27 protein-coding genes and 1 pseudogene are annotated in these 26,554 nt (G+C 68.3%); 18 read left to right on the top strand and 10 right to left on the bottom strand.

Annotated features, from left to right (window positions below; translation table 11 throughout):
• Both B7R24_RS15115 and B7R24_RS15110 read left to right on the top strand, forming a co-directional pair.
• On the top strand, positions 1–1,290 hold the full coding sequence (locus B7R24_RS15115) for an adenylosuccinate synthase (protein WP_116419790.1): 1,290 nt from the start codon (positions 1–3) through the stop codon (positions 1,288–1,290).
• 199 nt (positions 1,291–1,489) lie between these two features.
• Positions 1,490–1,699 carry a DUF2945 domain-containing protein gene (locus tag B7R24_RS15110; RefSeq protein WP_116419789.1) on the top strand — a complete coding sequence of 70 codons (210 nt, stop codon included), beginning with the start codon at positions 1,490–1,492 and terminating at the stop codon, positions 1,697–1,699.
• 27 nt (positions 1,700–1,726) lie between these two features.
• On the opposite strand, the gene B7R24_RS15105 is transcribed toward B7R24_RS15110, so the two are convergent.
• Together B7R24_RS15105 and B7R24_RS15100 are read right to left on the bottom strand one after the other, a co-directional pair.
• Positions 1,727–2,902 carry an alcohol dehydrogenase catalytic domain-containing protein gene (locus B7R24_RS15105; protein ID WP_116419788.1) on the bottom strand — a complete coding sequence of 392 codons (1,176 nt, stop codon included), beginning with the start codon at positions 2,900–2,902 and terminating at the stop codon, positions 1,727–1,729.
• An 83-nt stretch (positions 2,903–2,985) separates the two neighbouring features.
• Entirely contained in the window at positions 2,986–3,594 is a 609-nt protein-coding gene (locus B7R24_RS15100; RefSeq protein ID WP_116419787.1) for a maleylpyruvate isomerase family mycothiol-dependent enzyme, read from the bottom strand.
• A gap of 52 nt (positions 3,595–3,646) precedes the next feature.
• Between B7R24_RS15100 and B7R24_RS15095 the strand changes: the two genes are divergently transcribed.
• The 3 genes from B7R24_RS15095 (at position 3,647) to B7R24_RS15085 (ending at position 5,526) form a co-directional block, all read left to right on the top strand.
• Positions 3,647–4,066, top strand: coding sequence for an organic hydroperoxide resistance protein (locus tag B7R24_RS15095; RefSeq protein WP_116419786.1), 420 nt, complete (start codon positions 3,647–3,649; stop codon positions 4,064–4,066).
• A gap of 116 nt (positions 4,067–4,182) precedes the next feature.
• On the top strand, positions 4,183–5,157 hold the full coding sequence (locus tag B7R24_RS15090) for a DMT family transporter (protein ID WP_253259488.1): 975 nt from the start codon (positions 4,183–4,185) through the stop codon (positions 5,155–5,157).
• 9 nt (positions 5,158–5,166) lie between these two features.
• Complete coding sequence (locus tag B7R24_RS15085; protein WP_116419785.1) at positions 5,167–5,526, top strand: chorismate mutase; 360 nt, start codon at positions 5,167–5,169, stop codon at positions 5,524–5,526.
• A 4-nt stretch (positions 5,527–5,530) separates the two neighbouring features.
• On the opposite strand, the gene purL is transcribed toward B7R24_RS15085, so the two are convergent.
• Positions 5,531–7,840 carry a phosphoribosylformylglycinamidine synthase subunit PurL gene (gene purL / locus B7R24_RS15080; protein ID WP_116420006.1) on the bottom strand — a complete coding sequence of 770 codons (2,310 nt, stop codon included), beginning with the start codon at positions 7,838–7,840 and terminating at the stop codon, positions 5,531–5,533.
• A 210-nt stretch (positions 7,841–8,050) separates the two neighbouring features.
• On the opposite strand from purL, the gene B7R24_RS15075 reads away from it, so the two are divergent.
• Positions 8,051–8,617 carry a hypothetical protein gene (locus tag B7R24_RS15075; RefSeq protein WP_253259487.1) on the top strand — a complete coding sequence of 189 codons (567 nt, stop codon included), beginning with the start codon at positions 8,051–8,053 and terminating at the stop codon, positions 8,615–8,617.
• Between the two features lie 48 nt (positions 8,618–8,665).
• Here B7R24_RS15075 and B7R24_RS15070 read toward each other — a convergent pair whose 3' ends face one another.
• The 3 genes and pseudogenes from B7R24_RS15070 to purS all read right to left on the bottom strand — a co-directional run.
• The gene (locus B7R24_RS15070) at positions 8,666–9,352 is read right to left on the bottom strand and encodes a hypothetical protein (protein WP_147304063.1); all 687 of its coding nucleotides are present in this window, start codon (positions 9,350–9,352) and stop codon (positions 8,666–8,668) included.
• 169 nt (positions 9,353–9,521) lie between these two features.
• Positions 9,522–10,244 (bottom strand): phosphoribosylformylglycinamidine synthase subunit PurQ, encoded by a 723-nt coding sequence (gene purQ / locus B7R24_RS15065; protein ID WP_116419783.1) that lies wholly within the window; start codon positions 10,242–10,244, stop codon positions 9,522–9,524.
• Between the two features lie 128 nt (positions 10,245–10,372).
• Positions 10,373–10,612 (bottom strand): annotated as a pseudogene (purS, locus tag B7R24_RS18175) (phosphoribosylformylglycinamidine synthase subunit PurS); the annotation flags it as partial.
• A gap of 165 nt (positions 10,613–10,777) precedes the next feature.
• On the opposite strand from purS, the gene B7R24_RS15055 reads away from it, so the two are divergent.
• From B7R24_RS15055 to B7R24_RS15035, 5 genes are all read left to right on the top strand, one after another.
• Positions 10,778–11,257 (top strand): Fur family transcriptional regulator, encoded by a 480-nt coding sequence (locus B7R24_RS15055; RefSeq protein WP_116419781.1) that lies wholly within the window; start codon positions 10,778–10,780, stop codon positions 11,255–11,257.
• Complete coding sequence (locus tag B7R24_RS15050) at positions 11,254–12,795, top strand: catalase (RefSeq protein WP_116419780.1); 1,542 nt, start codon at positions 11,254–11,256, stop codon at positions 12,793–12,795. The genes B7R24_RS15055 and B7R24_RS15050 overlap by 4 nt, the downstream gene beginning before the upstream one ends.
• Positions 12,796–12,973: 178 nt before the next feature.
• Positions 12,974–14,179 carry an MFS transporter gene (locus tag B7R24_RS15045; RefSeq protein WP_116419779.1) on the top strand — a complete coding sequence of 402 codons (1,206 nt, stop codon included), beginning with the start codon at positions 12,974–12,976 and terminating at the stop codon, positions 14,177–14,179.
• Between the two features lie 74 nt (positions 14,180–14,253).
• Entirely contained in the window at positions 14,254–15,480 is a 1,227-nt protein-coding gene (locus B7R24_RS15040; RefSeq protein WP_116419778.1) for a mechanosensitive ion channel family protein, read from the top strand.
• A gap of 145 nt (positions 15,481–15,625) precedes the next feature.
• Positions 15,626–16,666, top strand: coding sequence for an alpha/beta hydrolase (locus B7R24_RS15035; protein WP_147304062.1), 1,041 nt, complete (start codon positions 15,626–15,628; stop codon positions 16,664–16,666).
• Positions 16,667–16,751: 85 nt separating this feature from the next.
• Here B7R24_RS15035 and B7R24_RS15030 read toward each other — a convergent pair whose 3' ends face one another.
• Positions 16,752–17,651, bottom strand: coding sequence for a VOC family protein (locus tag B7R24_RS15030; RefSeq protein WP_253259486.1), 900 nt, complete (start codon positions 17,649–17,651; stop codon positions 16,752–16,754).
• An 82-nt stretch (positions 17,652–17,733) separates the two neighbouring features.
• On the opposite strand from B7R24_RS15030, the gene B7R24_RS15025 reads away from it, so the two are divergent.
• Positions 17,734–18,978, top strand: a complete 1,245-nt coding sequence (locus B7R24_RS15025) for an MFS transporter (protein ID WP_116419776.1) — start codon at positions 17,734–17,736, stop codon at positions 18,976–18,978.
• 40 nt (positions 18,979–19,018) lie between these two features.
• The gene (locus B7R24_RS15020; protein WP_172582857.1) at positions 19,019–20,074 is read left to right on the top strand and encodes an LLM class flavin-dependent oxidoreductase; all 1,056 of its coding nucleotides are present in this window, start codon (positions 19,019–19,021) and stop codon (positions 20,072–20,074) included.
• Between the two features lie 37 nt (positions 20,075–20,111).
• Here the strand turns inward: B7R24_RS15020 and B7R24_RS15015 are convergent, their stop codons facing one another.
• The 3 genes from B7R24_RS15015 to purF all read right to left on the bottom strand — a co-directional run bounded on the left by B7R24_RS15015 (position 20,112) and on the right by purF (position 22,144).
• Positions 20,112–20,453: a hypothetical protein gene (locus B7R24_RS15015; RefSeq protein WP_116419775.1), complete on the bottom strand. Its 342-nt coding sequence runs from the start codon at positions 20,451–20,453 to the stop codon at positions 20,112–20,114.
• A 75-nt stretch (positions 20,454–20,528) separates the two neighbouring features.
• On the bottom strand, positions 20,529–20,663 hold the full coding sequence (locus tag B7R24_RS18325; RefSeq protein WP_301182492.1) for a hypothetical protein: 135 nt from the start codon (positions 20,661–20,663) through the stop codon (positions 20,529–20,531).
• A gap of 23 nt (positions 20,664–20,686) precedes the next feature.
• Positions 20,687–22,144: an amidophosphoribosyltransferase gene (gene purF / locus B7R24_RS15010; RefSeq protein WP_116419774.1), complete on the bottom strand. Its 1,458-nt coding sequence runs from the start codon at positions 22,142–22,144 to the stop codon at positions 20,687–20,689.
• 204 nt (positions 22,145–22,348) lie between these two features.
• Between purF and B7R24_RS15005 the strand changes: the two genes are divergently transcribed.
• From B7R24_RS15005 to purM, 5 genes are all read left to right on the top strand, one after another.
• Positions 22,349–23,173, top strand: coding sequence for a DUF4397 domain-containing protein (locus B7R24_RS15005; RefSeq protein ID WP_116419773.1), 825 nt, complete (start codon positions 22,349–22,351; stop codon positions 23,171–23,173).
• A gap of 49 nt (positions 23,174–23,222) precedes the next feature.
• Entirely contained in the window at positions 23,223–23,930 is a 708-nt protein-coding gene (locus B7R24_RS15000; protein ID WP_253259485.1) for a class F sortase, read from the top strand.
• 85 nt (positions 23,931–24,015) lie between these two features.
• Positions 24,016–24,573 carry an RNA polymerase sigma factor gene (locus B7R24_RS14995; RefSeq protein WP_116419772.1) on the top strand — a complete coding sequence of 186 codons (558 nt, stop codon included), beginning with the start codon at positions 24,016–24,018 and terminating at the stop codon, positions 24,571–24,573.
• Positions 24,563–25,357, top strand: a complete 795-nt coding sequence (locus tag B7R24_RS14990; protein ID WP_116419771.1) for an anti-sigma factor — start codon at positions 24,563–24,565, stop codon at positions 25,355–25,357. Before B7R24_RS14995 ends, B7R24_RS14990 begins: the two co-directional genes overlap by 11 nt.
• 85 nt (positions 25,358–25,442) lie before the next feature.
• Positions 25,443–26,552, top strand: a complete 1,110-nt coding sequence (gene purM, locus B7R24_RS14985) for a phosphoribosylformylglycinamidine cyclo-ligase (RefSeq protein ID WP_116419770.1) — start codon at positions 25,443–25,445, stop codon at positions 26,550–26,552.
• The last annotated feature ends 2 nt before the right edge of the window (positions 26,553–26,554 follow it).

The raw sequence follows: 26,554 nt of genomic DNA, 5'->3' as shown, positions 1-26,554 counted from the left end.
GTGCCAGCAATCGTTCTGATCGGCGCCCAGTGGGGCGACGAAGGCAAAGGTAAGGCCACCGACCTCCTCGGTACTCGAGTCGACTACGTGGTCAAGTTCAATGGTGGTAACAATGCCGGGCACACCGTGGTCGTCGGCGACCAGAAGTACGCCCTGCACCTTCTTCCGTCGGGCATCCTGACACCGAACGTGACACCCGTCATCACGAATGGCGTCGTCGTCGACATCGAGGTGCTCTTCCACGAACTCGAGGCGCTCATCTCGCGCGGGGTGGATGTCTCGCGCCTGCTGATCAGCGCGAACGCCCACGTCATCACGGCGTACCACCGCACGCTCGACAAGGTCACCGAGCGCTTTCTCGGCAAACGCCAGATCGGCACGACGGGGCGCGGCATCGGGCCGGCCTACGCCGACAAGATCAACCGTCTCGGCATCCGCATGCAGGACATCTTCGACGAGAACATCCTTCGCCAGAAGGTCGAGGGCGCGCTCGACCAGAAGAACCACCTGCTCGTGAAGGTCTACAACCGCCGGGCGATCGACATCGACGAGATCGTCGAGAACCTGCTCTCCTTTGCCGAGCGCCTGCGACCGATGGTCGTCGACACCTCTCTCGTGCTCAACCAGGCGCTCGACGCCGGCAAGACCGTGCTCTTCGAGGGCGGCCAGGCCACGATGCTCGACGTCGACCACGGCACCTATCCCTTCGTCACCTCCTCGAACGCGACATCCGGAGGCGCAGCGACCGGTTCGGGCGTCGCCCCGAACCGCATCGAGCGGGTCATCGGAATCGTGAAGGCCTACACGACGCGCGTCGGCGCCGGTCCTTTTCCGACCGAGCTGTTCGACGAGTCGGGCGAGTTCCTGCGCGCCAACGGGTTCGAGTTCGGCACCACCACGGGCCGCCCGCGCCGCTGCGGCTGGTACGACGCACCCATCGCGCGCTACTCGGCGCGTATCAACGGCGTCACCGACTTCGTTCTCACGAAACTGGATGTGCTGACCGGGCTCTCGACGATCCCGGTCTGTGTCGCGTACGAGGTCGACGGCGTTCGCGTCGACGAGGTGCCCGTGTCGCAGAGCGACTTCCACCACGCCGTGCCCATCTACGAAGAGTTCGAGGGCTGGAGCGAAGACATCACCGGCGTCCGTACCTTCGACGACCTGCCACAGGCGGCGCAGCGCTACGTGCTCGCCGTCGAGGCGATGAGCGGATCGCGCATCTCGGCGATCGGCGTCGGCCCGGGCCGTGAGGCCATCGTCGTGCGGCACGACCTGCTCGGGCAGTAGCCGCTCGGTTGCCGTCCGGCGGGTCGCTGGCGCAACCGTGGAGGTCTCCGCCGGTCGAATGGACACGATTCGGGGCATCCGCGCCGAAGAGGCCGGAGGTGGCACGAAAATGTGTCCGTTCGCGCGGGGGCAGCCTACGGCTGTCGCGCGCGTCGAACAAGCCCACGGTCATCCGGAGCCGAACGCGTAGCGTCGGAGCATGGCTGATGAACTGAAAAAGGGCGATGAAGTGACCTGGAAGTCCCACGGCGGCGAAGCCGAGGGCACGGTCGAGAAGAAGATCACGTCTGAAACGCACGCGGCGAAGCGCGATGTGAAGGCGTCGAAAGACGAGCCCCAGTACCTTGTGAAGAGCAGCAAGTCCGGCGGTGAGGCCGTACACAAGCCCGAGGCGCTCGACAAGAAGTAGCCCCGGGCCCCGCCTGCTGCCCTCGCGTTACGGTTTCAGCACGACCTTGATGCAGCCGTCTTCCTTGTTCTTGAACGTCTCGTACATCTCGGGGGCACGGTCGAGCGGCACAGCGTGCGTCGTCAGGTCTTCGGTGCCCAGCGGGTCGGCGGGGTCTTCGACGATGGGCAGCAGCTCGCCCACCCACCTCTGCACGTTGCACTGGCCCATGCGCAGAGTGATTCCCTTGTCGAACATGTCCTTCATCGGCATCGGGTCGGAGACACCGGCGTAGACGCCGCTCAGCGACACGGTACCGCCGCGCCGCACGGCGTCGAGGGCGAGGTGCAGGGCCGCGAGGCGGTCGACGCCGGCCGTCGTCATGACCTTCCTGGCAATCGCATCGGGGAGCAACCCGGCGGCCTTCTGGGCGAAAGCCGCACCCGGGTTGCCGTGCGCCTCCATGCCGACCGCGTCGAGCATCGAGTCGGGCCCGCGGCCCTCGGTGAGGTCGCGCAGCTTCTCGAGGGCGTCATCGGTGAGGTCGAGTGTCTCGACGCCGTGCCGCTCGGCCATCGCCCGGCGCTCCGGCACGGGATCGATCGCGAGCACGCGGTAGCCGAGCTGCTTTCCGATACGGCTGGCGAACTGGCCGACCGGGCCGAGGCCCAGCATGCCGAGGGTTCCGCCCTCGGGCACGTCGGCGTACTTCACGCCCTGCCAGGCGGTCGGCAGGATGTCGCTGAGAAAGAGGTAGCGCTCGTCGGGCAGGTCGGCGCCGACCTTCACCGCATTGTCATCGGCCAGCTGTACGCGCAGGTACTCGGCCTGGCCTCCGGGAACGTCGCCGTACAACTCGGTGTAGCCGTAGAGCGAGGCACCGCTGCCCGACTGTCGGTTCTGCGTCGTCTCGCACTGGCTGCTGAGGCCGCGGATGCACATGTAACAGTGTCCGCACGCGATGACGAAGGGGATGACCACCCGATCGCCCACCGAGAGCTTCGTGATCGCGCTGCCGACCTCGACCACGATGCCCATCGGTTCGTGCCCGAGAATGTCGCCCTTGTTGATGAACGCGCCCATCACGTCGTACAGATGGAGGTCGGAGCCGCAGATCGCGGTCGAGGTGATCTTGACCACCACATCCGTCGGCAGCTCGATGCGGGGGTCGGGCACGGTTTCGACCGAGACCTTCTGGGTTCCTTGAAAAGTGAGTGCTTTCATGGTTCCGGTCTACGCGAGGGGCGGATGCTGCGACAGGGCTTGACGCGCACCGCGGAGTGTCGCGGAGGTTCTGAAGAAGCGACTCAGACCACCGTGAAGCCGGGCGGGAGCGGCGCGCGGCCGGTGAGCGCCAGCAGGATCTCCTCGCCCGACCCCGCCCGTGCACCGATGCGGGCGGCGAGAGACGTGGCGTCGGTGATGCAGCCCACGGGTTGCCCGTGCGGTTTCGAGATGGCGCGGCCGATGTCGATGGAGTGCACCACAAGTTCGAAACTCCGCGTGCGGAGGTACTGCGAGAGCTCGATTCCGTGCCCCCCGACCGAGACCACACGGCCGGAGGGTGCGGCGTCGATCGAGCGGCTGGCGCGCTGCAGAGCATCCTGAACCTGCTGCACCGGGTCGTCGCCGAGCCAGACGCCGGCGTCGACACCCCGCTGTGCGACCGCGGCCGGATCGGAGAAGTCATGGTAGATGAGCGCGTAGTAGTCTTCGGCGGTCGGCAGTCCGATGCGCTCGGCGTCATCGTGGCCGAGGTAGGTCTCCACCGTGAGGATCGCGCGTGTCGTATGGCCGACCAGGGATCGCACCGTCCATTCGCCAAGCCCGGGCAACTCCCACTGGTCAGGCGCGATCTTCGCGACCAGCTCGACGAATGCGGAGGCGGCCTCATGGAAGTTGGCTACGTTGCCCATCTGACCATCGTAGGGCCCCACGCGCCATCGCAAACTGTGGTGGACTTGTGGAATGGAAGCTATCTACACCGCAATTGCCCACGCGTCTGGCGGTGGCCGCGACGGCCACGTGCGCAGCGAAGACGACCGCCTCGACCTCGACACGCGCCCTCCCACAGAGATGGGCGGAACCGGCGACGGCACGAACCCCGAACAGCTTTTCGCGGCCGGCTACTCGGCGTGCTTCCTGAGCGCGCTGCATGTCGTCGGCAAGAGGCTGGGCGTCGACACGACTGACGCCGAGGTCTCGGCCAGCGTCAGCATCGGCAGCAACGGCGAGGGCGGCTTCGGCCTCGCCGTCGAACTCGACGTCTACATTCCGAAGGCGTCGAGGGAGCAGGCCCAGGAGGCCGCAGACGCCGCCCACACGGTCTGCCCCTACTCGAACGCGACCCGCGGCAACATCGATGTGACGATCTCTGTCGTCGAGTAGGTAAACGAGCCTGGTTCCTGCCACGTGGCAGGATATCGATGCTGATTCTTCAGGGGCCGGTGCCTTGTTCGTGTTACCCCCGGGGTGCCGGCTCCTGTTGGCGCTAGGGTCTCTGGGTGACCAAAAAGTTCCTGCGGGCAACCCTCCCCGCTACGCACTCGAAAGACTGGCGTGTGCTCGCCCAGTTCATCGGGATGGGGCTTGTGTGGGGCGCCAGCTTCCTCTTCATGAAGGTTGCCCTGACGGGCGTCGGCTACGGCGAGGTGGCCTGGTCGAGGCTTGTTCTCGGGGCCCTCACCCTCGGCCTGATCACGCTCGTCGGCCGACACCGGTTGCCGCGGGAGCCTCGTGTCTATCTGCATTTTCTCGTTCTCGGAACCGTGGGCTGTGTAGTTCCCTTCCTGTGCTTCGCCTGGGCAGAGCAATATGTCTCGTCGGGCCTCGCGAGCATCTACAACTCGGTCACGCCCATCATGACCGCCATCATGTCGACGGTCGCTTTTCGGGTCGAGCGGCTGAACGGCAACCAGTTCCTCGGCATCGCGCTGGGTGTGGCCGGAACGGTCGTCATCATCAGCCCGTGGTCGTACGCCGCTCTGACCGGCAACCTCGTCGGCCAACTCGCCTGCCTGCTCGCCTCGATCTGCTACGGCTTCACCTTTGCGTACACGCGCCGCTTCCTCAGCGGCCGGGCCATCGCAGGAGTGCCGTTCGCGTTCCTGCAGATCGGCATGGGTGCGGTGGTCATCCTGCTGCTGACCCCGGTGGTCGCCGTCTCGGCGTTCACCCTGACGCTGCCGATCGCCGCCAGCCTGCTCGCGCTCGGCGCCCTCGGAACCGGCCTGGTCTACGTCTGGAACATCAACGTGCTGCGATCCTGGGGCCCGACCTCGGCATCGACGGTGACGTACATCACGCCCGTGATCGGGGTGATTCTCGGGGTGCTGGTGCTCGGTGAACGGTTCGGCTGGAACGCCCCGCTCGGTGCGGCACTGGTGCTGCTGGGTATCCTGCTCACACAGAAGCGCCTGCGCCTGCTGGGGGCGCGTACCGCTCTCGCCGCGCGTGCCGATCAGGCCGGGACGAAATAGAGTTCACGTATGCAAGAGAACGAACCCGGCCATTCGATCCCCAGCTCCGAAGAGACAGCCTGGGCGCTGCGGCAGCTCGAGAGCATCCGGGAGTCCATCGACAACGTCGACGCTGCGCTGATACACCTGCTCGCCGAGCGCTTCAAGTTCACGCAGCAGGTCGGGCGCATGAAGGCGCGACACGGGCTACCGCCCGCCGACCTCGAGCGTGAGTCGCGGCAGATCAAGCGACTGCGCGGCCTCGCTGAAGAGGCGCACCTCGACCCCGAGTTCGCCGAGAAGTTCCTCAACTTCATCGTGGCCGAGGTCATTCACCATCACGAGAAGATTGCGAGCGACACCGGCTCCATCACCGTCCCCCGGGCCTGAGGGCTCAGGCGGGCGCCGTTCCGAAGCGTGCGGGGAGGGTGCCCCGGTGCGCCTGGTGCAGCTCCGCGAGCCCGATCCTGAACTGGCCCTGGATGTCGAGGGCGGCATCCGCTCCCTCCGCACCGCGGTCGGTGACACCGATGCGCAGCACAGGGTAGTCGCGGCCCTCGCAGAGGCCCATGAACTTCACGTCGTCTTCGCGCGGAACCGAGACGATCACTCGCCCGGTCGACTCGCTGAAGAGGGCCGTCGTGATGTCGACGCCGTCGCGCAGCATCATCTCGTCGAGCCAGACGCGCGCACCGACGCCGAAGCGCAGTACCGCCTCGGCCAGGGCCTCGGCGAGCCCGCCGTCGGAGAGGTCGTGCGCCGACGCGAGCAGACTCTGCATGGCGCCGGCGTGAAGCAGCCCGGCGAGCGTCGCCTCACCCGCGAGGTCGACGACCGGCGGACGTCCGCCGAGGTGGTCGTGCACGGTGCCGGCCCACGCCGACCCGTCCAACTCCTCGCGCGTGATGCCGAGCAGGTAGATGTTGTTGCCTTCGTCCTGCCATCCGCTCGGAACCCGGCGTGCGACATCGTCGATCACGCCGAGCACACCCACGACGGGCGTCGGATGGATCGGAGCGCTGCCGGTCTGGTTGTAGAACGACACATTGCCGCCCGTGACGGGAATCTCGAGCTCGAGGCAGGCATCCGACAGCCCTGCGACGGCCTGGGAGAACTGCCACATGACCTCGGGGTTCTCCGGGCTGCCGAAATTGAGGCAGTCGGTGACCGCGACGGGAACCGCGCCTGTGACAGCGACGTTGCGGTACGCCTCGGCCAGGGCGAGCTGCGCTCCGAAGTACGGGTCGAGCTGGCAGTAGCGCCCATTCGCGTCGGTGGCGATCGCGAAACCGAGCCCGGACTCCTCGTCGACGCGGATCATTCCGCCGTCATCGGGGAACGAGAGCGCCGTGTTGCCCATGACATAGCGGTCGTACTGGTCGGTGATCCAGCTCTTACTCGCGAGGTTGGCGCTACCGAGCAGGGCGAGAACCTGGCGTCTGAGCTCCTCGGGGTCGGATGCCCGGGGGAGTGTCAGCGCATTGTCTTCGTGCAGTCGGTCGATCCACGCCGGGTATTCCACCGGGCGGTCGTACACCGGCCCGTCGACCGCGACCGTGCGCGGCTCGACGTTCACGATCTGTTCGCCGCGCCAGTCGATGATGAGCCGCCCCGTGTCGGTCACCTCGCCGAGAACGCTGGTCTCGACATCCCATTTCGCCACGACGGCAAGGAAGGCCTCGAGCTTGGAGGGCTGAACGACAGCCATCATGCGCTCCTGGCTCTCGCTCATCAGGATCTCTTCGGCGTTCAGCGAGGGGTCGCGCAGCAGCACTCTGTCGAGCTCGATGTACATGCCGCCGTCGCCGTTGCTCGCGAGCTCGCTGGTCGCGCACGAGATGCCGGCGGCGCCCAGGTCCTGGATGCCCTCCACCAGCTTCTCGCGGAACAGCTCGAGGCAGCACTCGATGAGAACCTTCTCGGCGAAAGGGTCGCCGACCTGCACGGCCGGGCGTTTGGTCGGACCCTTGGCGTCGAACGTGTCGCTTGCCAGAATGGATGCCCCGCCGATGCCGTCGCCGCCGGTGCGAGCCCCGAACAGCACGACCTTGTTGCCCGCGCCCGACGCATTCGCCAGATGAATGTCTTCGTGCCGCAGCACGCCCACCGCCAGCGCGTTCACGAGCGGATTGCCCTGGTACACGCTGTCGAAGTACGTCTCGCCGCCGATGTTGGGCAGGCCGAGGCAGTTCGCATAGAAACTGATGCCGCCGACGACGCCGTGCACGACACGCGCGGTGTCGGCGTTGTCGATGTCGCCGAAACGCAGCTGATCCATCACCGCGACCGGCCGTGCCCCCATCGAGATGATGTCGCGCACGATGCCGCCGACACCGGTTGCTGCGCCCTGGAACGGCTCGATGTAGCTCGGGTGGTTGTGCGACTCGACCTTGAAGGTGACCGCCCAGCCCTCACCGACATCCACGACGCCCGCGTTCTCGCCGATGCCCACCATGAGGTTCTTGCGCATCTTCTCGGTCGTCTTCGAACCGAACTGTCGCAGGTAGATCTTGCTCGACTTGTACGAGCAGTGCTCGCTCCACATCACCGAGTACATGGCGAGCTCGCCGCTCGTGGGGCGCCGCCCCAGAATCTCGCGGATGCGCGCGTACTCATCGGGCTTCAGCCCCAGCGCGGCATACGGTTGCTCCTTCTCGGGTGTCGCGGTGGCCACGGCGACGCTGTCGACGGCGGGGCGGGCCACTGCGGACTCGGCGTGCGCGTCGGGTGCGCCGGTTGCGCCTGGTGCGGCGGAAGCGGCGGATGCGGCGGCGGTTTCGGCGGTGTCAGACACGCGGAGGAGCTCCTTCTGGGGGCGCGGGTTTTCGCCCCTCGATTCTACGGGAAGCGCGCCGTGCGCCGTCCGGGCCCGAGTCTCCGCGCCCCTGCCGCTGCGCGATGGTACCGTGGCGGCGTGTCCGACGCCGAGCCTCCCGCCGCCGAGCCCCTGCCGCGCGCGCCGCTGCCGTTCCAGCAGGTGGGCGTCATCGCCGTGGGTATGAGTCTTGCCGTGTGGTGGCCCGCGTTCACCCTGGGAGCCTGGGGCGAGATCTTCTTCGACGACCTGCTGACGGTGTGGGCTGCGGCGACGGCTGCGTTCCTCGTTGCAGCCCTGCTCCCCGGTGCGCGCAAGCGTCTCGGCTGGACCTCCCTCACCCTCCTCGTTCCGACGGTCGTGCTGCTCATCGAGCTCATCCTGCCCGACAGCGATGACGATCTTGCAGCCGTTGTCGTCGCCCTGATTGCGGCGCTCGCGGTTGTGGTGGGCATCCCTTTCATGATCTGGGCCCTCGCCAAGGTCATCTGGCCCGAGATCGGCGAGTCCATCCCCGCCCGCGGCAAACTGCTGGTGCTGCTCACCGTCTTCGTCATCGCCGTGGCATCGTTCCTGCTCGGTGCCAACCAATCCCGCTTCCTCACCTGCCAGGACTTCACCATCAGCGGCAACTCCGAGCCCCCCGGCTGCACCCCCGCCACCTGACCCCACCTCCTGGTACGACACCTCCTGGTCCCATCCGGCATCCGATCCTCACGGCCGCCAACCCGCAGTCTGCAGGGCCCGCCGGATCCTGTCGACCGACGCCGTCTGCCCGGCTCCGTGGAGTCCCTCCTTCAGCACGGTGATCAGAACCCAGCCCGCCTCGCGCAGGTCTGCCGCGCGCTTGACGTCGCGGGCGTACCTCTTCGAGTCGGTGCGGTGCTGCTGACCGTCGTATTCGACAAGCACCTTCCATTCGGAATAGGCAAGGTCGACCCGTGGTACGAACGCAGACCGTGTGCCCGGGATCAGGATGCTCGCCAGCTGCAACCACGTACTCACGGCGTCGCTCACCCGCACCCTCCCCAGCACGACCGCCCGGTGCGAGGGCGGGCAGAGCCGGTGCGCCGTGACCCCGGCCGCCCGCGGCCGACTGTCCCGGGCGGGCGTAGCAACACGGAGCGGTTCAGACGACGAGAAGAAACGAGGCAGTGGCAGATGCCACAGCCGACCCGCTGTCGTGTGGCTGAAGAACTGCTCAGGAGTCATTCGAGGCGAGCAGGCATTGCACATCACCTCGATGCTGGTGATGGCCAGAAGGCTGGACCGCACGCCGTGGAAGGGAGCGATCAGGTCGACTGCGTCCAGGCGCTGGTTGCTCACACCGCAGAGCTTCGCTCGACGGACGGAGAATGCTCTGCCGCCCAGTTCTGGCGGGAGAGGGGTGTGCTTCGGCATGCACCAACCCTGCCGCATCAGCCAAGAACCCACCCAGACTTATCCACGCCCCCTCGCAACGAATCGACAGGACAAATCTCTCCCAAAACCGGCCGGTTGGGAGGGATTTCGACCTATCGATGGAGAGGCGGGGGGGTGTGGGGTGGGTGGCGAGGTAGGGGAGGGGGGGTCAGGCTGGGAGGAGGGCGGTGAGGGCGGAGGCGAAGAGGGGGAGGCCGTCTGTGCCGGAGCGCATAGCGTCGGTGGTGTCGGGGCCGAAGCCGGGCTCGACGGCGTGCTCGGGGTGCGGCATGAGCCCGACCACGTTGCCGCGGGCGTTCGTGATGCCGGCGATGTCGTTCATCGACCCGTTCGGGTTCACATCGAGGTAACGGAACACCACGTGCCCCTCGCCCTCCAGCCGCGCGATGGTGTCGGCCGAGGCGATGAACCCGCCCTCGCCGTTCTTCAGCGGAATGGTGATCTCGGTCGCCCCGGCGACGGATGAGACAGCCCCGGCGTATGCCGACGTCCACGCCGTCGTCGTGTTCTCGACGCGCAACCGCTGGTCGCGGCAGACGAACGTGCCGTGGTCGTTGCGGATGAGCCCGCCCGGCAGCAGGTGCGCCTCAGCGAGCATCTGGAACCCGTTGCAGATTCCGAGCACCGGCATCCCCGTCGAAGCAGCCGAGATGACCTCCGACATGATGGGCGAGAGCGATGCGATGGCGCCCGCCCGCAGGTAGTCTCCGTAGCTGAACCCGCCGGGCAGGATGATCGCATCGACCCCGTCGAGGTCGTGGGTTCCGTGCCAGAGCGGCACCGGCGTACCCCCGACGAGCCGCACCGCACGCGCGGCGTCACGGTCGTCGAGCGAGCCGGGGAAGGTGACGATTCCGACGCGGACCGCCATCAGGAGAGCCCCTCGCGAATCTCTGCCTGCGCTTCGGGGGTGGATGCCTCGTCGAATGACGTGTCGGTCGTGACGTTGCCCGAGGCGAAGTCTGCGGTGGCGTCGATGCCGAACCCGTCGGCGCCGGCGAAGTGCACGCTGATCACGTCTTCGATGACGAGGTTGGCCAGGAGCTCATCGGCCAGGACGGCGACCTCGGCGAGAATCGCGTCGTCGGCCGGCCCCGCCACCTCGATCTCGAACCGCTTGCCGACACGCACCCCGAGAATCTGCGACCGACCCTGCCGCGCGAGCGCTCCGGCGACCGCCTTGCCCTGCGGGTCGAGCAGCTCGGCCTTGGGCATGACCTCTACGACGATTGTGGGCACCTGGAACTCCTACGAAAGTGACGCGAACGGGTGGCTTAAGTGTACCGGGCAGGCGAGCGGGATGCCCGGGGAACGGCACCCGCCGGCGAGCGGATGCCGCGGCGACCCCGTCTCGTGAGCGATCCTTATTATGAATTACTCACAATAAGTGCTTGACTGTGAGCTATGACGCCCGAGCCAGCCGACAGCATCCGGAGCGCCGGCCTGCGCGTCACCAGCCAGCGGCTGGCCGTGTTGGAGGCCCTGGACGGGTTGCCGCACGCCGACACCGACACGATCCATCGACGGGTGCGCGAAGCGCAGCCCGATATCTCGCTGCAGTCGGTGTACGTGGTGCTCGGGGCGCTCACCGAGGCGGGGTTGATCCGGCGCATCGAGCCGGCCGGCTCACCCGCCCTTTATGAACGGCGCATCGGCGACAACCACCACCACGCCATCTGCACCGGCTGCGGCGCGGTTCAGGACATCGACTGCGCGGTCGGCCACGCACCCTGCCTGACGCCCGCCCAGCCGACCGGCCCCGCGGCGCCGGGCACGTTCGCGATCATGACCGCCGAGGTCACCTACTGGGGCCTCTGCCCCGCCTGCCACCAGAACAGCCAGAACCAGCAGAACAGCCAGAACCATAAGAAGGAGAACGCATGACTGAGTACACCACCACCGAATCCGGCGCCCCCGTCGCAAGCGACGAGCACTCCCAGGCCGTCGGCGCCGACGGCGTCATTCCTCTGCACGACCACTACCTCGTCGAGAAGCTCGCCCAGTTCAACCGCGAGAAGGTGCCCGAGCGCATCGTGCACGCAAAGGGCGGCGGCGCGTTCGGCACGCTCGAGATCACCGACGACGTGTCGGCCTACACGCGCGCCGCGCTCTTCCAGCCCGGCACCACCACCGAGACGCTCGCGCGCTTCTCGACCGTCGCCGGCGAGCAGGGCAGCCCCGACACGTGGCGCGACCCGCGCGGCTTCGCGCTGAAGTTCTACACCACCGAGGGCAACTACGACCTCGTCGGCAACAACACCCCCGTCTTCTTCATTCGCGACGGCATCAAGTTCCCCGACTTCATCCACTCGCAGAAGCGCCTGCCGGGCTCGCACCTGCGCAACAACGACATGCAGTGGGACTTCTGGTCGCTCAGCCCCGAATCGGCCCACCAGGTCACCTGGCTGATGGGCGACCGCGGCCTCCCCAAGTCGTGGCGCCACATGGACGGCTTCGGCTCGCACACCTACCAGTGGATCAACGCCGAGGGCGAGCGCTTCTGGGTGAAGTACCACTTCAAGACCAACCAGGGCATCGAGATCCTGAGCCAGGCTGACGCCAACCAGATCGCCGGCGAAGACGCGGACTTCCACATCCGCGACCTCGGCGAGGCCATCGACCGCGAGGAGTTCCCGAGCTGGACCCTCTCGGTGCAGATCATGCCCTACGCCGATGCGGCGACGTACCGCTTCAACCCGTTCGACCTCACGAAGGTCTGGCCGCACAGCGACTACCCGCTGCACCGCGTCGGCACGCTCACGCTGAACCGCAACCCCCAGAACTACTTCGCCGAGATCGAGCAGGCCACCTTCGCCCCGTCGAACTTCGTTCCCGGAATCGCCGCCAGCCCCGACAAGATGCTGCTCGCCCGCATCTTCAGCTACGCGGATGCGCACCGCTACCGCGTCGGAACGAACCACGCCCAGCTGCCGGTCAACAGCCCGCACGCGGCTCCGGTGAACTCGTACTCGAAGGACGGCGCTGCGCGCTACGCGTTCAACGCTCCGCAGACCCCGGTGTACGCCCCGAACTCGTTCGGTGGCCCCGCTGCGGCTCCGGATGTCGCGGCCGAGAGTGCCGGCTGGCAGAACGACGGCGAGCTGCAGCGCTCCGCCGCCACCCTGCACGCGGAGGACGACGACTTCGGCCAGGCCGGAACCCTCGTTCGTGAGGTGCTCGATGACGCCGCGCGCGACCGTCTCGTCGATAACATCGCCGGACACGTCGGCCAGGTCACGATCCCCGAGATCAAGGCCCGCGCCCTGCAGTACTGGCGGAACGTCGACCAGACGCTCGGCGACCGCGTCGAGGCCGCGCTGAACGAGGCTTCATCGGCCGGTGGCATCGACCCCGACGTCGCGCCGCCGAATGCCGCGGGGATCAACCGTGAGTCCGAGGCCGAGGTCGCGCTGCAGGTCTAGAGCTGCAGGCCCCGTGCTGCGGGCCTGGCGCTGCAGGCCTGGCGCTCCCCGCGCGAGGAGTAACGTCTGCTGTACGAAGTGACGAAGGGGTCGGCGCCGTGAGGCGTCGGCCCCTTCGGCCTGTTCGGCGTGCGTCGCCCCGGGCATCCAGAATCTGAACCCGAACGAGACCTGCCGAATGCCAAGCCTGCCCGCACACCGCCGCTGGACCGTGCAGCTCTTCGTGCTCGCGACCGTCGCGGCGGTTGCGGTGAGCTCCATCTACCTGCCGCAGTCGATGCTCACGAACATCGCCCGCGACCTCGGCGTCGCCCCCGGCGTCGCGAGCTTCACCGCGACCGCCGTCCAGGTCGGGTACGCCTTGGGGATCTTCCTGCTGGTGCCGCTGAGCGACCGTATCCAGCCGCGCAGGCAGATCACGGTGCAGCTCGTTCTGCTGGCCGTCGCGCTGCTCGCGACGAGTGTGCTGCCCGACATCCTGAGCGTCATCGTCGGCTTCTTCGCCGTCGGAATCGTGGCGAACATCGCCCAGCTGACGATTCCGGCAGCCAACCGGCTGGCGCCAGCCGGTCGCTCGGGTGCCACGACGACCGCGCTGGTCGGCGCCCTGCTCGTCGGCATCTTCGGCGGGCGCATCGTCGCGAGCCTGCTGGTGGATGCTCTGGGCTGGCGCCTGGTGACCGCGATCTTCGCCGCGCTGATGCTGCTCCTCATTCCGCTGGTGAGGCGGGCGCTTCGAACCGACGTCGAGCTCAGCGGCATCGGCAGGAGCTATGGCGCGCTACTCGTCTCGACCCTGCGTCTGGTGACGACGAGTCCGCCCCTGGTCTACTCGGCGCTCACCAACTTCTTCGCCTTCGCGATGTTCAACTCGTTCTGGACGGTGATGGTGCTGCACCTGACAGGCCCGCAGTACGGCTGGACGGTCGCCCAGGCCGGCCTCTTCGGCCTCGTCGGGCTCGCTGCCGGTGCCGCCACTCCGTTCGCCGGCCGGTTCGTCGACCGGTTCGGTGCACTGAAGGTGGCGGGGGTGACGCTCGGGGTCGCGCTGCTCGGAGTGATCACCGTCGTCATCGACTCCGGCCAGAGCATCCTGTTCGGAATCTCCATGTTCGTGCTGACGCTCGGCAACCAGGCCGCGCAGTCGGCGAACCAGAACCGGGCGCTGCAGGCCAATCCGCATTCGCCGGCGCAGGCGAACACGATGTTCATGGTGGCGGTGTTCCTGGGCGGGTCGCTCGGCGCGCTGCTCGGCCCGATCGCGTTCGGGGCGGGCGGGATGACTCTGGTCGCGGTTCAGGCGATCGTGCTCGTCGGGCTGGCCCTGGTGGTCTGGGCGCTCGCCGTGCGCTCGGAGCGGGCCCGGGCCCGGGCCAGCTCATAGGCAGCACCGCCCGCTCATGAGGAGCACTGCCCGCTCATAAGCAGCACTCAGTCGGGCGGTTTACGATGGAGCGAATGACCGATTTCATCGCTGGCATCACCTCGACGCCCTGGCTGCAGGCCCTCGTCTACATCGCCATAGCGATCGTCTGCGCGCTGGTCGTGACCGCGCTCACGGCGCTGATCGTTCGCCGCATCAGTCGCCGCAAGGAGTGGGCGGTGCGGCTGATCCGGCGGGCGCGCGTGCCGTTCCGGGTCTTCCTGCTGGTGATAGCGCTGTGGATCGCCCTGCAGGCCATGACCTCGGTCGACCCGTGGTGGCGGGAGTTCCTGAGCCACACCGCGCTGATCGCATCGATCGCCACCGGAGCGTGGCTGTTCTGCGCCCTCGCGATCTTCCTCGAAGACTTAGGTCTCGCCCGGTACCGCACCGACGTGCCCGACAACCGTCATGCCCGGCGCCTGCGCACGCAGGTGCTGATCATCCGGCGCGTCACGGTCGTCGCGGGTGTGCTGATCGCGCTCGGGGCGATTCTGCTGACCTTCCCGGGCGTCTCGGCGGCGGGTGCGTCGCTGCTCGCGTCAGCCGGGCTGATCTCGATCGTCGCCGGTCTCGCCGCGCAGTCGACGCTGGCGAATGTGTTCGCCGGGATGCAGCTCGCGTTCAGCGATGCGATCCGGGTCGACGATGTCGTGATCGTCGAGACCGAATGGGGTCGCATCGAGGAGATCACCCTGACGTATGTCGTCGTGCACCTGTGGGACGACCGTCGAATGGTGCTGCCGTCGACCTATTTCACGACCACCCCTTTCCAGAACTGGACGCGCAAGAACTCCGAGCTGATGGGCTCCGTCGACTTCGATCTCGACTGGCGGGTCGACCCCGACGGCATGCGCGACGAACTGCACCGCGTGATGAACCAGACCGAGCTGTGGGACGGCCGCGTCGCCATCCTGCAGGTGACGGATGCCGTCGGGGGCTTCGTGCACATCCGCATCCTGGTGACGGCGGTGGATGCGCCCACTCTCTTCGACCTCCGCTGCTTCGTGCGCGAGCAGCTCGTGCGCTGGGTGCAGCAGGTCTCGCCGCTCTCGGTGCCGCGCACCCGTGTGGAGCACTCGGAGACCCCGCTCGAGTCCGACGTGCCGCGCAGCCGAACGCTCAGCACCGACACGCTCCCCGACGCTCTCTTCAGCGGCGACGCCTCCGCCGCCCTCCGCGGTGCCCAGTTCACGGGGCCGCTCGAGGTGCCGCGAGCGGCCCGCGTCCCGCGCGAGCCCGCCCCCCGGGACGACCGGTGATCGACCCGCGGTGGTTTGTCGCATCCGCGCCTGCGCGCGCAGCAGCGAAACGGACGAACCGGCGCGCCCTCCCCTCCACGGGGTCGAGGGCGCCGGCAGCGGGATGCACGGGGTGGTCACGGTGAAAGCTGGGGAAGGTGCGGGTGTGGCAGGAGACGTGAGCGGAGGGGCGAGCGGAGACGCGAGCGTCGGAGGCCGAGACGGGGGCGGTACGGGTGGCGGGGTCGCTGCTGGTGGTGGGGGCGGCCTTCGCATCGCCTACGGCGACGATCCCGACCAGTTCGGCGAGTGGCGGATGCCCGGGGCCGGCCGGGCTCCCCTCGCCACCGCTCTGCTGCTGCACGGCGGCTACTACCGCTCGCCCTACACGCTCGACCTGATGACGCCGATGGCTGCCGACCTCGCGGACCGCGGCTGGGCGGTCTTCAATGTCGAGTACCGCCGACCGGATGCCCATGGCTGGGCGGCCACGCACGCCGATGTGCACGCCGCTCTCGCCGCGCTGGGTGGCATCGAGTCGTTCGTGCCCGACGCGCCGCTCGTCGTGATCGGCCACTCGGCCGGCGGGCAGCTCGCGCTCCAGCTAGCGGAGGAGGGAGCGTCCGCCACCCCTGCGCCCGGCGCGCCCGCGCTCGCCGCGCCCGCTGCGCTCGCCCCGCCCTCCGCGCCCGCTGCGCCCTCCCCGCCCTCCGCGCCCGCTGCGCCCTCCCCGCCCTCCGCGCCCGCTGCGCCCTCCCCGCCCTCCGCGCCCGGCGCAGCAGCCGCCACTTCCGGCGCACCGCGGATCGACCTCGCCGTGTCGCTCGCCGGGGTGGTCGACCTGACCGACTCGTACCGCCGGCGCTCCAGCGACGGAGCCGTCAAGATGGCGCTCGGCGGATCCCCGCGCAGGCAGTCCGCGGCCTATGCCGCCGCATCCCCGAGCCTCTGGACGCAGCGCCGCACACCGTGGTTGCTGGTGCAGGGTAGCGACGACGGGCCGGAGCTCGTGCTGCCGAACCGCGCCCTCGCCGCGAACGCGCAGCTCGATCATCCGGAGCTCCTCGAAGCGCCCGGCGACCACTTCGCCGTCATCGACCCCGCCGCCACGATCTGGCACGCTGCCGTCGCCCGTATCACTGAACTCCTCGCCTCTGAACTCCTCGCCTCTGAACTCCTCGCCTCCGGCCGCCTCGCCCGGTCGTAGCGCCCGAATGGACATGGGCCCGCGCATCCGCCCCGCTTATCACGGCGGTGAGCCGAAAACGTGTCGGTTCTGGCCAACTCGAGCGCTAGCCGGCGGCCGTCGCCGCCGACACCCGCACCCGGTTGCCCCACGGGTCATCCACCAGCAGTGAGCGTCCGTCGTTCCCGAACGGCTCCCGGTAGTGCCCGAGCCGCTCCTCGAGGGCCGCGACATCGTCGGCGGACGGCACGACGATGTCGACCTCCGCCAGCCCGAGGGCGAGCTGCCGCCGCCCGGCGCCACGGCTCTCCCACGTGTTCATCGCCATGTGGTGGTGGTACTTGCCGGCCGAGACGAACAGCGCGCTGCCCGGCACCTCGAAGGTGCTCTCGAAACCGAGCCTCCGCACGTAGAACTCGGCGGCCGCCTGGACGTCGCCCACCGAGAGGTGCACGTGCCCGACGGATGCGCCGCCGATGCGCGGCTCCTCGACCGACGCGGGCGTGAGGAACTCCTGCAGAAAACCGTTCGGGTCGACGTACAGCGTCGCCATCTCGATCTGCCCGTGCACCCAGCTCCACTCGGTGCGGTCGCGGTCCCAATAGAGCTCGACGCCGTTGCCCTCGGGGTCGGTGAAGTAGAACGCGATGCTGACTCTGTGGTCGGCACTTCCCGTGAACGACCCCTGCGCGAACGCCGCGACCGAGTAGACGGCAGCGGCGAGCGCCTCGCGGCTCTCGAACAGAACGGCCGAGTGGTAGAGGCCCGCGGAACGGGGCTCGGGGTTTCGCAGCTCGGGGGCATGCTGCAGGATGATCACCGGCACCGTTCCGCGGCCGAGCACGGCCACGGGGCCGTCGTGGCTCAGGAGGTCGAGCGTCACGCCGTCGCGGTAGTACCGGATCATGCCGTCGAGGTCGCCCACCCGTAAGGTCACCGGCCCCATCCCCGTGGCTGCCGACAGGAAGGCGCTGCTCGATGCCGGCGCCGTCAAGTCTGTACTCATGCGATTCATTGTAGCTACAACTAAGTGCAAGGGAGACGTATTCCCCTAAGCTGGCGCCAGAAAATCGACGGGGGAGAGACCAATGGATGTTGCGCCGGCACCTGCCGCGACGAAGCGCTCGAACCGGCTTCTGCTCGTCATCCTCCTGGCGATCATCCCGCTCAGCCAAGTGCCGATCGACATCTACACGCCCGCCATCCCGACGATGGTGACCGACCTGGGCGCCTCGAATACGCTCGTGCAGAACACGGTCTCGGCCTACGTGCTCGGAATGAGCGTCGGATTGCTGCCGATCGGCATCATCGCTGACGCCCGAGGCCGTAAGCCGACGCTTCTGGTCTGCCTGGCCCTTCTCCTTGTCACGAGCGTCGGCTGCGCCCTCACCGCCGACGTCTACACGCTGCTCGGCATGCGCTTTCTGCAGGGGCTGGGTGGATGCTCCACCATGGTCATCGTGTACGCGATCGCCGCCGACCGCTTTCGTGGCGCCCGGCTCACCTCAATATCGGGTCTGCTCGGTGCCTCGTGGGGTCTCGCGCCGGTGATGGCCCCTGCGATCGGCGGGCTGCTCGTGGAGTACATCTCCTGGCGCGGCATCTTCGTGGCGGTCGCCGTCGCCGCGCTCGCCGCCGGAGTCGCGGTGGCGCTGCTGCTGCCCGAGACGCTGGCAAAAGACGGGCGCACCCCGATCGACCTGCGGGAGGTCGGCGGGGTGCTCGCATCCACTCTCCGTCGCCGCATCTTCATCGCCCTGACGCTCGTGTTCGCCGTCTTCGCGGTGGCGCAACTGCTCTTCGGGGTGGTCGCGCCTCTGCTCTACGAGGTGCAGCTCGGGTTCTCGCCGGCGCTCTACGGTGGTGTCGCGCTGCTCGTGGGGGCGGCGAACCTCGCGGGCGAGCTCTCGACGGCGCATTTCGCCACGCGGGTCCCGGCGCGGGTTCTGGCGTTCACGGCGCTCGGGTTCTTCGGCGCGGGGGCGATCATCCTGTGCCTCAGCGGTGTGCTCGTCGGGCCCAGCCTTCTCTGGATCACCCTCGGCGGGATGCTCGCCCTCGCCGGCTGCGGGGCCCTCTGCCCGCTCGCCTACGGCCTCACTCTCGGGTATTTCGACCGTAATCTCGGGCTGGTCGGCGGCCTCACGAGTGCCATCTGCTACCTCTTTGTCGCGGTGACGATGGCCGCCGCCGCCGGCCTGCCCGACGACAGCCAGGCGCCGATCGGCTTCGTCTACGTGGGCGTCGCGGTCGCCGGGCTGGTGCTGCTCTCTCTCTGCCTGCCGCGCCGCCGATCATCCGCCGCCCTTTCGTCTGTGCATGCAAACGCATGAAGAAGGGAATAACGCGGAGACGTCCGTTGCTGTAGCGATCATGAAGAAGAGCATCGGATTTCTGTCGTTCGGTCACTACCAGCCCGTCGTGGGCTCGCGTTCGCGAACGGCTCAGGATGCTCTGCTCCAGTCGATCGAACTCGCAGAGGCTGCGGAAGAGCTCGGCATCGACGGGGCCTACGTGCGGGTGCATCACTTCGCGCGCCAGCTCGCCTCGCCGTTCCCGCTGCTCGCTGCGATGGGCGCACGCACCTCGCGGATCGAACTCGGCACGGCCGTGATCGACATGCGCTACGAGAACCCGCTCTACATGGCAGAGGAGGCGGCCGCGGCAGACCTCATCAGCGGCGAGCGCCTACAGCTCGGCATGAGCCGTGGATCACCCGAGACCTCGCTTCGCGGCTCGGAGCTGTTCGGCTACGTTCCCGCCGAGGGCACGACGGATGCGGACCTCGCCCGCAGGCACACCGAGATCTTCCGGGCCGCGATCGCCGGGGCCGGGGTTGCGCGCCCGAATCCGCAGATGTCCAGGTCGTCTGCCCCGCTGGCGATCGAACCGCAGTCGCCGTCGCTCGGCGAACGCATCTGGTGGGGTTCGGGCACCCGTGCGACCGCCGTCTGGGCGGCCGAGCAGGGTATGAACCTGCAGAGCTCCACGCTGCTCACCGAAGACACCGGCGTGCCGTTCGACGAACTGCAGGCCGAGCAGATCGAGCTCTACCGTTCCGCATGGGCCGCGGCCGGCCACATCCGGGAGCCGCGCGTCTCGGTTTCGCGCAGCGTCATCCCGATCACCACCGACCTCGACCGCCGGTACTTCGGCGGCGGGGCGGGTTCGCGCGGCGACGGCGAAGACCAGGTCGGCTACCTCGACGGCGGCATTGCCCGCTTCGGTAAGAGCTACACCGGCGAGCCCGATGTGATCGCGGCCCAACTCGCCGCCGACGCCGCCGTGCAGGCCGCCGACACCGTGCTGCTCACCATCCCCAACCAGCTCGGCGTCGAGTACAACGCCCACCTCATCGAGTCGATCGCCCTGCACGTCGCCCCCGCCTTCGGCTGGACGCCGGCGAACGCGGCTCCGGTCCCGGCCTGACCCGGGCGCCCGCGCCGCACCGCGTGGCGTCCCGAGCTCAGCACCCCGTGTCGAGCAGCACCTTCGCGAACGCGCCCGTCTGATAGAGCATCTCGTAGGCCCAGCCGGCCGGGGTGAGGTGTGTGTCATCGGCCACCATGCGGAGGTCGCCCGTGAAACAGCGCTCCATGATCATCCGGGACCGTACGACGTGCGGGGTGAAGGTGATGACAGTCGCGCTGGTCCAGCCGTGTTCGGCCGCGAGCGCGCTGAGATCGCGCGCTTCGCCCTGCGTGGTGAAGGGGTCGGGTGTCTCGCAGTAGACCGCGAACGGCTGCGGGGTCGTGCAGATCGGCAGGTTCGCGGCGGAGAACTCGCCGTCGGCTGCGACCGAGATCATCACGTTCGCGGTAAGGCCGGCCGCGGCCGTCTGCTGGGCGATCGCGACCCGCGACGCGGTCGGCGGGCCGATGACTTAGGCGACATCGGTTGTGGCCGGTGCGTCCGTGTCGGGAAAGACGTAGACCCGCAGCGCGACTCCGGCGACCCCGAGGTTGATGACGACCGCGAGCGCGATCGCTATGACGTGCGCGCGTCTGATGTCGAACATCCAACCCCCGCCCAGCCGACCGACTACGAGTTCTGCGTGCGCTCCACCCACGAGAGGTACTCGGGGCTGACCGTTCCGGTCACGTAATCCCCAGTGAAGCAGCTCATCTCGAGCTCCTTGACCGATGACCCCTCGATGATGGCAGCCTGCATGTCGGCGACCTCCTGGTAGATCAGGTGGTCGGCACCCATGTACGCCGCAATCTCGGGGATCTTTCGATTGTGAGCCACGAGCTCATCGCGCGAGGGCATGTTGATGCCGTAGACGTGCGGAAACCGCACCGGCGGGGCAGCCGAAGCGAACGTCACCTTGTTGGCGCCGGCCTGGCGGGCCATGTCGACGATCTCCTTCGAGGTGGTGCCGCGCACGATCGAGTCGTCGACGATCAGCACGTTCTTGCCCTTGAACTCGGTCGACATCGCGTTGAGCTTCTGCCTCACCGACTTCTTGCGCACCGCCTGGCCGGGCATGATGAACGTTCGGCCGACGTAGCGGTTCTTGTAGAACCCCTCGCGGTACTCGATACCGAGCTTCTGCGCGACCTGCATGGCGGCGGGCCGGGACGAGTCGGGGATCGGCATGACGACATCGATGTCGCCCGACGGCGCCCACTGCGCAACGGTGTCGGCGAGCCGGTTGCCCAGACGCAGTCGCGCTTCGTAGACCGAGATGCCCGAGAGCACCGAGTCGGGCCTGGCCAGATAGACGAACTCGAACGCGCAGGGTACGAGGCGAGCATCCGGAGCACACTGCTTCGTGAACAGCTCGCCGTTCATCGAGATGAACACGGCCTCACCCGGCGCGACGTCGCGAACGACCTCGTAGCCCAGGCTCTCCATCACGAGCGATTCGGATGCCACGACCCACTCATCGCGCCCCGATTCGAGCACGCGCTTGCCGAGTGTGAGCGGCCGGATGCCGAACGGGTCTCTGAACGCCAGCAGCCCGTGACCCGCGATCATGGCGATCGTGGCGTACGAACCCTCGACGCGTTCGTGTACGCGCGACACCGCGTTGAACACGGTCTCGGGGTCGAGGTCGAGACCGGAGACCTGCTGCTGCAGCTCGTGGGCCAGGATGTTCAGCAGAAGCTCGGTGTCGGAGTCGGTGTTCAGGTGGCGCCGGTCGATGTGGAACAGCTCCTGCGTCAACTCGCGCGTGTTGGTGAGGTTGCCGTTGTGCACGAGGATGATGCCGTACGGGGCGTTCACGTAGAACGGCTGGGCCTCCTGCTCGCTGCCGGCGTTGCCGTGCGTGGCGTAGCGCACGTGGCCGAGGCCCATCGTGCCGAGCAGACTGCGCATGTCGCGGGTTCGAAAAGCCTCCCTGACCTGGCCCTTCGCCTTGACCACGTGGAAGGTGTCGCGTTCGGCGGTGGCGATTCCGGTGGAGTCCTGCCCGCGGTGCTGCAGCAGCAGCAGGGAGTCGTAGACGAGTTGATTGACGGGTTCAGACGAAACGATGCCAACGATGCCGCACATGCTTTGGCGGGCTCCAGACGGGTAGAGAAATAGGCCGTTCTCCATTCTATGGGCGCGCGCGAGTCGGATGTCCGGGGCACCGTTTCGAAAGAAAGTGAGCTGCCGTGCATCCAGAACCGCCCATTCGACAGAAGTACTGGGTAAGGCGATCGACGCCCCAGCCCGCCAACGGGCGTGTCAAGGAGGACCATCGTGAGAAAGACCGTGAACAAGAGGATGCTCGCCGGGCTGGCCGTCGGAGCGATCGCGCTGGTGGGCGTGGCGATTCCGACCAGTGCAAGTGCGGCCACCGGGGCCAAGCTGTCGGTGCTGCACGCCGTGCCCGACACCCCCGTCGACGTCTACGTCAACGGAGCACTGACGCTCGACAACTTCCAGCCCGGCGACCTGGCAGGCCCGCTCGACCTGGCCGCCGGTACCTATTCGGTCGCTATCACGGCAGCGGATGCGGCAGACGCTTCGAAGCCCGTCATCGGCCCGATCGACCTCGCGCTCGCCGACGGCGGCAACTACACCGCCGTCGCACACCTCAAGGAAGACGGCACCCCGACGGCGACGCTCTACACGAACGACACCTCGACGACGACCGCCGGTGAGGGCCGTCTGACGGTGCGACACACGGCTGCGGCTCCCGCGGTCGACGTGCTCGCCGGTGGCAGCGCCGTGATCAGCGGCCTGGTGAACCCGGGCGAGAAGGTTCTGAACCTCCCCGCGGGCACGATCTCGGCCTCTGTCGCCGCAGCAGGAACGACCGCGCCCGTGATCGGCCCGGCCGACGTGACCGTCGCCGAGGGCACCAACACGATCGTCTACGCCTGGGGCAGCCTCACCGCGAACAACCTGAAGCTGGCCGTACAGACCATCGACGGCCTGCACGGGAACCCGTCGGGCATCCCGAGTGGAACGGCCGGCCTGGTCGGCGACCGTGACGACTCGGGCGCGCTGATCGCCGGCGGGAGCGCCCTGGCGCTGCTGCTTGCCGCAGGGTTCGTGGTGCTGATGCGTCGTCGCAGCCGCGTCGGCGCGTAGGCCCGCCGCACCGTTGCCGAGAGCTGCCGTCGTGAGGAGGAGGAGGCCCGTGAGAGTCCTGGATGCTCGTGCGCGCCTTCTCGCCCTCACGGCGGCGCTCGGCGTGGTGGCGGCCGTACTCACCGGATGCTCGGGCAGCGACCCCGTGCCGCTGGGTACGCCGATGCCACCGCTCGTGATCACCTCGCCCACTCCCGCCCCCTCCGGGGTTCCGACCTCCGCCGCGACGCCGCCGACGGATGCGGGACCCACCGCCCCGCCGGTGCCCGTGCGCTCGTCTGCTCTCGGTTCGCAGGTCTCTGCTGTCGTCGTCGCACCGACCCACCTCAGCATCGAAGCGGTCGACATCGATATGGCGGTGCTCCCGATGGGCGTCGATGCGGCCGGCCAGATGGAGTTGCCGGAGGATTCGGCGGAAGCGGGTTGGTACGAGTACGGTCCGGCGCCCGACGACCCCGCGGGCACCACCGTGATCGCCGCCCACGTCGATTCTCTGGTGTTCGGGCTCGGGCAGTTCGTGAAGCTTCGCGACATCGCCGCCGGTGAGACCGTCTCGCTGACAACCGCCGACGGAAGCATCCACGTCTACACCGTCACGCAGGTCACCCGAACACCCAAGACGGATGTCGCGCTCGACCAGATCTTCGACCGATCAGGGGCCCCGAGGCTCGTTCTCGTGACCTGCGGAGGTGTCTTCGACGCAGACACCGGCCACTATCTCGACAATGTGATCGTGACCGCCACCCCTGTCGCGTGATTCCGGAACACGCCATCATGGAGTCCTCTGTTCGACCGAGACGCGCTGTCTCGGCCGAACATCCACTCAGAAAGCCCCCGCACCTGTGAACGACACCGCGCCCGATGACGACGACGAGCTCGTACAGGGTTTCGTCGACGGCGACGATCGTGCGCTCGCTGCGGTCTACGCCCGGTGGTCGCCGCTCGTGTACACCCTCGCGCTCCGCTCCCTCGGCGATGTCGGCGAGGCCGAAGATGTCACGCAGGGCGTCTTCGTCTCGGCGTGGCGCTCACGGGCGAAGTTCGACAGCACACGGTCGCGACTGCCGGCGTGGCTGGTCGGCATCACGCGCAACAAGATCGCGGATGCCCACACCGTGCGAACCCGCGCCCGGGCACTTGCCCAGCAACTCGAGGCAACCGTTGGGCCTGAGCTCTCCGAAGACCCCGGTGACGTGGCGGACCGGTTGCTCGTGGCCGACGAACTCGCCCGGCTCGACCCTGTGGCCCGTCAGGTCATGCATCTCGCGTTCTTCGACGACCTCACCCACGTGCAGATCGCCGAAAGACTCGCCCTACCGCTCGGTACGGTGAAGAGCCACATCAGACGGAGCCTGGAGAAACTGAAAGTGCGACTGGAGGTGAACATCGATGCATACTGACCCCGACATCCTGGCCCTGCTCGCGCTCGGCGAGCCCGCTGGCAGTGACGACGACCGTGCTCACATCGCGTCGTGCCCGGGTTGCACGTCGACACTGGCGGCCTTCACCGGCGCGGCCGCGGCGGGGCGCTCGACGGCCTCGGTGCCCGCTCTGGTGGCGCCTCACGAGCGGGTCTGGAACCAGATCGCCGCTGCGGTCGGGGCGGATGCGACGCCCGAGGTGAGTTCGGCGGAGCGCCGTGAGCGCGGGCGGGGGGTGCGCGGGCGATCTGTGCGCGGTCGTTCGGTGCGCGGTCGTTCGGTGCGCGGTCGTTCGGTGCGGGGTCGCCGTCTGCCCGTGCGCTGGCTCGCCCTGGCCGCGGCGGTCGTGCTGGCCGCGGCGGCGGGCGGGGTCACGACGTCGTTCCTTCTTCGACCGACGGATGCCCCGGGCGGGGCGCCGAGCGTCACGGTGCTCGCACGGGCGGCGCTCACCGCGCTCCCGGACTGGCCGGGCGCGACCGGCGATGCCGTGGTCGAGTCGAACGGCGCCGACACCTCGATGGTCATCTCCGTCAACGCGGCGACTGACCGGCCGGACGCCTACCGGGAGGTCTGGCTGCTCAGCGCCGATCTCACCAAGCTGGTCAGCCTCGGGTTGCTGTCGGGCGACTCGGGTACCTTCGCCATCCCGACAGACATCGACATGTCGCAGTATTCCATCGTCGATGTGTCTTCGGAGCCGCTCGACGGCAACCCTGCCCATTCGTCGAACTCCATCGTGCGCGGCAGCTTCGACTCCTGAGGTCGACTGCCGGGGGCCGCAGCATCCGGCGGTCTGATCTGGAGGCCTGCCCGCAGCATCCGGTGCCGTACGGGAGAATGGACGCATGACGAACAGTTATGCCGCCGCCGGCGTCGACACCCGTGCCGGAGACCTCGCGGTCGAGCTGATGAAGGCGGCCGTCTCGGCGACGCACGGCCCGAACGTGATGGGTGGGTTCGGGGGTTTCGCCGGTCTCTTCGACGTCTCGGCGCTGAAATCGTTCACGCGCCCGCTGCTGGCGACGTCGACCGACGGTGTCGGCACGAAGGTCGCGATCGCGCAGGCGCTCGACAAGCACGACACCATCGGCCAGGACCTGGTGGGAATGGTCGTCGACGACATCGTTGTGGTCGGCGCACGCCCCCTGTTCATGACGGACTACATCGCCTGCGGCAAGGTCGTGCCTGCACGCATCGCCGACATCGTTGCCGGGATCGCGCGCGCGTGCTCCGCCACCGGAACCGCGCTCGTCGGGGGCGAGACGGCCGAGCATCCGGGTCTCCTCGGGCCCGACGACTACGACGTGGCCGGCGCGGCGACGGGTGTGGTCGAGGCGGATGCCCTGCTCGGCCCCGAACGGGTCGTCGACGGTGACGTGGTGCTCGCCCTCGAGTCGTCCGGGCTGCACTCGAACGGGTTCTCCCTGGTGCGCCACATCCTGGCGGGAGCGTCGATCTCGTACACGTCCGTCTCCGACGAACTCGGAGGGGTGGTGGGAGAGGCGCTGCTCGAGCCGACCCGGCTGTACACGACACCGCTGCTCTCCCTGCTCGACGCGCCCGCGCTCGCCGGGGCGGTGCACTCCCTCTCCCACGTGACCGGGGGTGGTATCGCCGCGAACCTGGCGCGCGTGCTGCCCCGCGGGTCGTGGATCGAGGTCGATCGTTCGACCTGGTCGCCGCTGCCGGTGTTCCGGGTGCTCAGCGACTGGGCCGGTACGACACTCGAGAGCGCCGAGGGCACGTGGAACCTGGGCATCGGGATGTTCGCGGTCGTCGATCCCGCGTCGTCGGCCTCGATCGTGACGGCCCTCGCGGCCGACGGCATCCGTGCCTGGCCGGTCGGAGCCGTCTCAACGGCTCCCCGCCCGCCCGCCGACCTCGCGGGGTTCGAGCAGGGCGCAAAGGGTGTCGACGGCGGAGCGGTGCGGCTCGTGGGTGCGTACGCGCGCTGACC

This window comes from Subtercola boreus, assembly GCF_003399645.1.
In the GTDB taxonomy this organism is placed as follows: Bacteria; Actinomycetota; Actinomycetes; order Actinomycetales; family Microbacteriaceae; genus Subtercola; species Subtercola boreus_A.
This window is presented reverse-complemented; position numbering and strand designations above follow the sequence as displayed.

What these genes read in the sequence shown, in the direction of transcription:
- B7R24_RS14990 (WP_116419771.1), top strand. Translation starts at nt 24,563, where the DNA reads ATGCATACTGACCCCGACATCCTGGCCCTGCTCGCGCTCGGCGAGCCC.
- purM (WP_116419770.1), top strand. Translation starts at nt 25,443, where the DNA reads ATGACGAACAGTTATGCCGCCGCCGGCGTCGACACCCGTGCCGGAGAC.
- B7R24_RS15070 (WP_147304063.1), bottom strand. Translation starts at nt 9,352, where the DNA reads ATGCCGAAGCACACCCCTCTCCCGCCAGAACTGGGCGGCAGAGCATTC.
- B7R24_RS15045 (WP_116419779.1), top strand. Translation starts at nt 12,974, where the DNA reads ATGCCAAGCCTGCCCGCACACCGCCGCTGGACCGTGCAGCTCTTCGTG.
- B7R24_RS15095 (WP_116419786.1), top strand. Translation starts at nt 3,647, where the DNA reads ATGGAAGCTATCTACACCGCAATTGCCCACGCGTCTGGCGGTGGCCGC.
- B7R24_RS15100 (WP_116419787.1), bottom strand. Translation starts at nt 3,594, where the DNA reads ATGGGCAACGTAGCCAACTTCCATGAGGCCGCCTCCGCATTCGTCGAG.
- B7R24_RS15025 (WP_116419776.1), top strand. Translation starts at nt 17,734, where the DNA reads ATGGATGTTGCGCCGGCACCTGCCGCGACGAAGCGCTCGAACCGGCTT.
- B7R24_RS15055 (WP_116419781.1), top strand. Translation starts at nt 10,778, where the DNA reads ATGACGCCCGAGCCAGCCGACAGCATCCGGAGCGCCGGCCTGCGCGTC.
- B7R24_RS18325 (WP_301182492.1), bottom strand. Translation starts at nt 20,663, where the DNA reads ATGTTCGACATCAGACGCGCGCACGTCATAGCGATCGCGCTCGCGGTC.
- B7R24_RS15015 (WP_116419775.1), bottom strand. Translation starts at nt 20,453, where the DNA reads ATGATCTCGGTCGCAGCCGACGGCGAGTTCTCCGCCGCGAACCTGCCG.
- B7R24_RS15020 (WP_172582857.1), top strand. Translation starts at nt 19,019, where the DNA reads ATGAAGAAGAGCATCGGATTTCTGTCGTTCGGTCACTACCAGCCCGTC.
- B7R24_RS15110 (WP_116419789.1), top strand. Translation starts at nt 1,490, where the DNA reads ATGGCTGATGAACTGAAAAAGGGCGATGAAGTGACCTGGAAGTCCCAC.
- purQ (WP_116419783.1), bottom strand. Translation starts at nt 10,244, where the DNA reads ATGGCGGTCCGCGTCGGAATCGTCACCTTCCCCGGCTCGCTCGACGAC.
- B7R24_RS15085 (WP_116419785.1), top strand. Translation starts at nt 5,167, where the DNA reads ATGCAAGAGAACGAACCCGGCCATTCGATCCCCAGCTCCGAAGAGACA.
- B7R24_RS15050 (WP_116419780.1), top strand. Translation starts at nt 11,254, where the DNA reads ATGACTGAGTACACCACCACCGAATCCGGCGCCCCCGTCGCAAGCGAC.
- B7R24_RS15030 (WP_253259486.1), bottom strand. Translation starts at nt 17,651, where the DNA reads ATGAGTACAGACTTGACGGCGCCGGCATCGAGCAGCGCCTTCCTGTCG.
- B7R24_RS15040 (WP_116419778.1), top strand. Translation starts at nt 14,254, where the DNA reads ATGACCGATTTCATCGCTGGCATCACCTCGACGCCCTGGCTGCAGGCC.
- purF (WP_116419774.1), bottom strand. Translation starts at nt 22,144, where the DNA reads ATGTGCGGCATCGTTGGCATCGTTTCGTCTGAACCCGTCAATCAACTC.
- B7R24_RS15105 (WP_116419788.1), bottom strand. Translation starts at nt 2,902, where the DNA reads ATGAAAGCACTCACTTTTCAAGGAACCCAGAAGGTCTCGGTCGAAACC.